This is a genomic window from Methylobacterium sp. WL18 (assembly GCF_008040015.1).
Lineage (GTDB): Bacteria > Pseudomonadota > Alphaproteobacteria > Rhizobiales > Beijerinckiaceae > Methylobacterium > Methylobacterium mesophilicum.
Map to the genome: position 1 here is coordinate 1 of NZ_VRVD01000240.1, position 6,867 is coordinate 6,867.

Here is a 6,867-nt window from a genome sequence, read left to right on the forward strand (position 1 = left end):
GTGCTGGGCGACCTCGTGCCGGCGGCCCGCACCCGGGCCCTGGAACTGGCCGATTCCGGCGCCCTGCCGCGGGTGCGCGACCGGGCGGACAGGCTGACCCCGGAGGCAAGGCAAAGTTTCGAGTCGCTGGCCGAGGAGGCGGTGAAGCGCGATCCGCAGGCGACCAACGTCCGCGCCCTGGTCCGGGCCGTGCGGGCCGGCCTGGACCCGGACGCGTTCGACGCGGCGGTCGCCGTCGAGCGGGACGAGTTCCGCACGCTGGTGGAGGATCCGCGCTCCAAGGCCCTGCGCTACGCCTTCTTCGCCGAGCGCGAGGCGGCCCGGGTGCCGGGCCTGTTGAAGGACACGCCGCGCCGCGCCATCGAGACGGCCGCGGTGATCGGCGCCGGCACCATGGGCGGCGGCATCGCGATGTGCTTCGCCAATGCCGGCATCCCGGTCACCGTGATCGAGACCGAGGCCGGCGCCCTGGAGCGCGGCCTGGACCGGGTGAAGGGCCTCTATGCCGGCTCGGCCAAGCGCGGCTCGATCACCGAGGCCCAGCGCGACGCGCGGGTCGGCCGGATCACCGGGGCGATCGGCCTGGAGAACGCCGGACAGGCCGACATCGTGATCGAGGCGGCCTTCGAGGATATGGGCGTCAAGCGCGAGATCTTCTCCAAACTCGACGGCATCGCCAAGGAAGGCGCGATCCTGGCGAGCAACACCTCCTATCTCGACATCGACGCCATCGCGGCGGTGACCGGCCGGCCGCAGGACGTGCTCGGCCTGCACTTCTTCAGCCCGGCCAACGTCATGCGCCTCGTCGAGGTGGTCCGGGCCGGGAAGACCGCGCCCGACGTGCTGGCCACCGCGCTGGATCTGGCCAAGCGCCTCAACAAGCTGCCGGTGACGGTGGGCGTCTGCTTCGGCTTCGTCGGCAACCGCATCCTGGAGCGCCGCAGCCGGGCCGCCGAGCGCCTGCTGCTCGAAGGCGCGCTGCCACATGAGGTCGACGCCGCCGTCACCGCCTTCGGCTTCCGGATGGGCCCCTTCGCCATGACCGACCTCGCCGGCCTCGATATCGGCTGGCGCTCCCGCAAGGATTTCGGCGGCCGGGCCCCGGTCGCCGACGCGCTGGCCGAGATGGGCCGGTTCGGCCAGAAGACCGGCCGCGGTTTTTTTGTTTATTCGGACGGCGCCCGGACGGGCACGCGCGATCCCGAAGTGGAAGCGCTCATCGAGAAGACCGCCGCCGAGCATGGCATTGCCCGCCGGAGCTTCAACCCCGAAGAAATCGTCGCCCGGCTGATGTACCCGATGGTCAACGAGGGCGCCCGGATCCTCGAAGAGGGGATCGCCGCGCGGCCCGGCGACATCGATACGATCTGGATCAACGGCTACAACTGGCCCGCCTGGCGCGGCGGCCCGATGCACTGGGCCGACACGGTCGGGCTCAAGACCGTCGCCGAGGCGCTGACCCGCTTCGCCCGGGAGACCGGCGACGACAGCCAGGAGCCGGCGCCGCTGCTGCGCAAGCTGGCGGATGAAGGTGGACGCTTCGCCGCTTGGAAGGCGACGGCCTGATGGCCCCTCGACCGATGAGGGCGCCGTTGCGGGGTCGTTCGTGCACCGCCCCTTTCCCGGGCGCATGGAGCGTCAGCGGAATGCGACCCGGGACCCAGCACAAGACCACGCGAAGCGTCCTTAGAAAGAGATTTGTGCCGCTCCGCGGCGCTTGTCTTGCTGGGTCCCGGATCACCTTCCACTGCGTTTCAGGCGTCCGGGAAAGGGACGCGGTTCATCCGCCAAGGGTTGCCAAGCTCAAGGCGGAGGACGGTTTTCGGATCACGCTTTGCGCAGGTCGCCCAAGCAGAACCATCGCATCGACTGAGCGCAACGCCGTTTCAACACCGAAGAGGAGCCCGGCATGACCGACGCGGTGATCGTCTCGACCGCCCGCACGCCGATCGGCAAGGCCCATCGCGGCGCGCTGAACCTCACCCGCGGCGCCGACCTCGCGGCCCACGCGATCCGGGGCGCCCTGGACCGGGCCGGGCTCGAGCCGGATGCGATCGAGGAGGTGGTGCTGGGCTGCGGCTATCCGGAGAACGCCACCGGCGGCAACATCGCCCGCCACGCCGCCCTGGTGGCGGGGATCCCGGTGGAGTCGGCGGGCGTCACGGTCTCGCGCTTCTGCGCCTCGGGGCTGGAGGCGATCGCCAGCGCCGCCCGGCGGATCATCCTCGACGGCGTGCCGGTGGCGGTGGCGGGCGGGGTCGAGTCGATCAGCCTGGTCCAGCCCAAGGTGCAACGGGAGCTGACCCGCAACGCCTGGCTGGAGGCGCACCTGCCGGCGATCTACATGCCGATGATCGAGACCGCCGACATCGTCGCCGGGCGCTATGGCATCTCCCGGGAGGCGCAGGACGCCTTCGCGGCGGAGAGCCAGCGCCGCACCGCCGCCGCGCAGGCGCTGGGGCTGTTCGACGACGAGATCGTCCCGATGAGCGCCATGATGGCGGTGACCGACAAGGCCACCGGCGAAACCCGGGAGGTCGAGACGCGGCTCGCCAAGGACGAGGGCAACCGGCCCGACACGACGGTCGAAGGTTTGGCGAAGCTCAAGCCGGTGCGCGGGGAGGGCGCCTTCATCACGGCGGGCAATGCCAGCCAGCTCTCGGACGGGGCCGCCGCCAGCGTGCTGATGTCGGCGACCGAGGCCGCCCGGCGGGGCCTGACCCCGCTCGGCACCTTCCGGGGTTTCGCCTCGGCCGGCTGCGGGCCGGACGAGATGGGCATCGGCCCGGTCTTCGCGGTGCCGCGCCTGCTGGAGCGGCAGGGGCTCACGGTCGCCGACATCGACCTGTGGGAGCTGAACGAGGCCTTCGCGTCCCAGTCGGTCTATTGCCGGGACAGGCTCGGGATCGATCCGGACAAGGTCAACGTCAACGGCGGCGCCATCGCGGTCGGCCATCCGTTCGGCATGTCGGGGGCGCGGCTCGTGGGCCACGCCCTGCTGGAGGGCCGCCGCCGCGGGGCGCGCTACGCCGTGGTGACCATGTGCGTGGCCGGCGGCCAGGGCTGCGCCGGACTGTTCGAGATCGGAGGCTGACGATGGATCTGCGCTTTACGCCGGACGAGATCGCGTTCCGCGACGAGGTCCGCAGCTTCTGCCGGACGGAGATCCCGGCTGACATACGAAAGAAGGTGTCGGAGGGGCGCAGCCTCGCCAAGGAGGACATCGTCGCCAGCCAGCGGATCCTCAACGCCAAGGGCTGGGCGGTGCCGCACTGGCCGCAGGAATGGGGCGGCCGGGATTGGACGCCGATCCAGCGCTACATCTACACCGAGGAGTTGTTCCAGGCGGCGGTGCCGCTGCCGCAGCAGTTCAACTGCTACATGTTCGGCCCCGTGCTCGCGACCTTCGGCCGGCAGGACCAGAAGGAACGCTTCCTGCCGCGCGCCGCCAATCTCGACGATTGGTGGTGCCAGGGCTTCTCCGAGCCCGGCGCCGGCTCCGACCTCGCCTCCCTGAAGACCAAGGCGGTGCGCGACGGCGACCACTACGTCGTGGACGGCCAGAAGACCTGGACCACGCTGGGCCAGCACGCCGACTGGATCTTTTGTCTCGTCCGCACCGACTTCGAGGCCAAGAAGCAGCGCGGCATTTCTTTTCTCCTAATCGATATGAAGAGCCCCGGCATCACCGTGCGGCCGATCCTGACCCTGGAGGGCCGGCACGAGGTCAACGAGGTTTTCTTCGACTCGGTGCGGGTGCCGGTCGAGAACCTGGTCGGCGAGGAGAACCGGGGCTGGGACTATGCAAAATTCCTGCTCGCCAACGAGCGCACCGGCATCGCCCGGATCGGCCTCACCAAGGAGCGCATTCAGCGGATCAAGCGTCTCGCCAAGGAGATGCCGGCGGGCTCCGGGACCATGTGGGACGACCGCGATTTCCGCGGCCGGGTCGCGGAGGTCGAGGTCGAGCTGAAGGCGCTCGAGATCACCCAGATGCGGGTGGCGGCCAAGCAGGGCAGGGCGGATTCGGTCGAGCCCGACCCCGCCTCCTCGCTCCTCAAGATCCGCGGCTCGCAGCTCCAGCAGGCCGCGACCGAATTGCTGGTCGAGCTCGCCGGGCCGTTCGCGCTCGCGGCACCATCGCGCGGGGCGGGGGCCAACAACCTGCCCGGCGGCTTCGACTGGGTCGATGCGGCGGCGCCGAGCTACTTCAACAACCGCAAGGTCTCGATCTACGGCGGCTCCAACGAGATCCAGCACAACGTCATCGCCAAGGGGATCTTGGGGTTGTGAGGCTTCCCCGAAGCGCTGCTTCGGCATGATAGACGCAACGATCCGTGGCTGGCTCTCCCTCCCCCCTCTGCGGGGGAGGGTGGCCCCCGAAGGGGGTCGGGAGAGGGGCAGCGCGACGATGCAGGATGTACCGGGCGTCGCGACCTCTCCGGACACGGCGCTCCCCTCTCCCGACCCCTGCTGACGCAGGGGCCACCCTCCCCCGCAGAGGGGGGAGGGGACGATCGAGGACACCGACATGGATTTCGACCTGAACGAGGACCAGTCGCTCCTGCGCGACAGCGTCGAGCGGATGGCGGCGGACCTGTACCCGTCGCTGGAGAGCCGGCAGGCGCGGCTGAAGGCACCCCTGGGCTTCCCCGAAGAGGGCTGGGCGGCGTTCGCCGAACTCGGCGTGACCGGCCTGCCCTTCTCCGAGGACGAGGGCGGGCTGGCCGGCGGCCCGGTCGAAATCATGCTGGTCATGGAGGCGGTGGGGCGCAACCTCGTGGTCGAGCCGCTGTTCGCGAGCCTCGTGCTCGGCGCGACGGCGCTCCGGCTCGGCGGCAGCGCGGCGCAGAAGGAAAAGATCCTGCCCGGCGTGATCGACGGCAGCCTGCGGCTGACCCTGGCCCATACCGAGCGCCAGTCGCGCTACGACCTCCACGACGTGGCGGCCACGGCCCGGCGCTCGGGCGACGGGTTCGTGCTGAGCGGGGCGAAGAGCGTCGTGCCCAATGCCGACGCGGCCGGGCTGATGGTGGTCTCGGCGCGGGTCTCCGGGGAGCGGCGCGACCCGCATGGGATCGGCCTGTTCCTGGTGCCGGCGGACGCCCCGGGGGTGGCGATCGAGGCCTACCCGACCCAGGATGGCGGCCGGGCCGCCGAGGTGTCGTTCTCGGACGTCGCGCTGCCGGCCGATGCGGCGCTGGGCGATCCCGAGGGCGGCCTGCCGCTGCTGGAGCGGGTGGCCGAGCACGGCATCGCGGCGCTCGCCGCCGAGGCGGTCGGCTCGATGGATGCGCTCCACAAGCTCACGGTGACGTATCTCAAGACCCGCACGCAGTTCGGGGTCAGCGTCGGCTCGTTCCAGGCCCTGCAGCACCGGGCCGTGGACATGCTGATCCAGCTCGAACAGGCGCGCTCGATGGCGCTCTACGCCGCCATGATGGTGGAGGCGGAGGATCCGGCGGCGCGCGCGGCGGCACTGGCGGCCGTGAAGGTGCAGATCAACAAGGCCTGCCGGTTCGTCGGCCAGGAGGCGGTGCAGCTCCACGGCGGCATCGGCATGACGCTCGAATACATCGGCGCCCACCACTTCAAGCGGCTCGCCATGATCGAATACCAGCTCGGCGACACCGCCCACCACCTGCGCCGGATCACGCAAGGGGAGGATGGGCTGCTGGCGGCGTGAGAGGGCGTTTTCGCGCGCCATCCCGCCCAAACCCCCGTCATCTCCGAGGCTGTGAGTTCTCCGATCCTTCGAGGAGGGAGCGCGACAGGCCCCCTCTCCCGTGCGGGAGAGGGCTGGGGTGAGGGACCAGGTCTTTCCGGAGAGGTCGCACCCCTCACCCTGTCCCTCTCCCGCACGGGAGAGGGGACCCGCGCCTCGTCCTGGCGTTGCAAGCCCGTCTGTCGATCGAAAGACCAGAGCCTGTCAGAATGGGTGGGATGAACCGGGCAAAAAAGATCAGTTGAACAGCGAGCCGACCCCGCCCTGCACACGGCCGAGGCCGGCGCGGGCGACGGCGTTGTTGGGTTCGATCACGGCGGCGCGCTGGTAGTTCTCGAGCGCCTCCTTGCGCTGGCCCGACTTCTCGTAGGCGAGGCCGCGATAGGCCCAGGAGGTGGCGTCCTTGTTGTTCACGTTGAGCGCCGCGTTGTAGTCCTCGATCGCCTTCGGGTACTGGTTGGTGGCGATCAGGCTCTGGCCGCGGGCCGCGTAGGGCGCGGACACGAACGGGTTGCGGTCGATGGCGGCGTCGAAGTCGGCGATCGCCTGGGCGTCCTGACCCTGCTTCTGCCGGACCAGGCCGCGGGCATGGTAGGCCTCGGCCGATTCGGGCATCAGCCGGATCGCGACGTTGAGGTCGGCGAGCGCCTGGTCGACGTTGCCCTGGGCGCGCTCGACGTTGGCGCGGCCGATATAGGCCGGCCCGTAATTCGGGTCGATGCCGATCGCCTTGGTGAAGTCCTGCAGGGCGGCGGCGTCGCGGCCGACCTGGCGCTCGGCCAGGGCGCGGTTGTTGTAGGCCGAGCCCGAATTCGGGTCGATCTGGATCGCCTTGGTGAAGTCGGCGATGGCGTCGTTGAACTGGCCGGCCCGGGCATAGGCGGCGCCGCGGGTGTTGTAGGCGGCGGCGTCGTTCGGGTTGCGCTGGATCACCTCGGTCAGCGAGGCGATGTTGACGTTGGTGGCGCCGGTGGTGTCGGTCTCCACCACCGCGTATTGCCGCGGGCCGGCGGCGCTGCCGACGGTTTCACAGCCCGCGAGCGCCGCGGCCGAGAGCGTGGCCGCGCCGATCAGCGCGATCTTGTGTGCCAGCCCGTTGCGTACGATCATCGCCCCACTCTCCCCGGGGCGCGGCCCGCCTT

Annotated in this window: 5 protein-coding genes; 4 read left to right on the forward strand and 1 reads right to left on the reverse strand. The window is 70.5% G+C overall.

From position 1 onward, the window contains the following. The 4 genes from FV228_RS16780 to FV228_RS16795 form a co-directional block, all read left to right on the forward strand. On the forward strand, positions 1 to 1,566 hold a 1,566-nt coding region (locus FV228_RS16780), incomplete at its 5' end, for a 3-hydroxyacyl-CoA dehydrogenase (protein WP_147855671.1). A 343-nt stretch (positions 1,567 to 1,909) separates the two neighbouring features. Further along, positions 1,910 to 3,094 (forward strand): acetyl-CoA C-acyltransferase, encoded by a 1,185-nt coding sequence (locus FV228_RS16785; RefSeq protein ID WP_147855672.1) that lies wholly within the window; start codon positions 1,910 to 1,912, stop codon positions 3,092 to 3,094. 2 nt (positions 3,095 to 3,096) lie between these two features. Next, complete coding sequence (locus FV228_RS16790; RefSeq protein ID WP_147855673.1) at positions 3,097 to 4,293, forward strand: acyl-CoA dehydrogenase family protein; 1,197 nt, start codon at positions 3,097 to 3,099, stop codon at positions 4,291 to 4,293. 238 nt (positions 4,294 to 4,531) lie between these two features. Beyond that, positions 4,532 to 5,686 carry an acyl-CoA dehydrogenase gene (locus FV228_RS16795; protein WP_147855674.1) on the forward strand — a complete coding sequence of 385 codons (1,155 nt, stop codon included), beginning with the start codon at positions 4,532 to 4,534 and terminating at the stop codon, positions 5,684 to 5,686. A gap of 276 nt (positions 5,687 to 5,962) precedes the next feature. Here the strand turns inward: FV228_RS16795 and FV228_RS16800 are convergent, their stop codons facing one another. Next, positions 5,963 to 6,835, reverse strand: a complete 873-nt coding sequence (locus tag FV228_RS16800) for a tetratricopeptide repeat protein (RefSeq protein WP_147855675.1) — start codon at positions 6,833 to 6,835, stop codon at positions 5,963 to 5,965. Positions 6,836 to 6,867 lie beyond the last annotated feature (32 nt).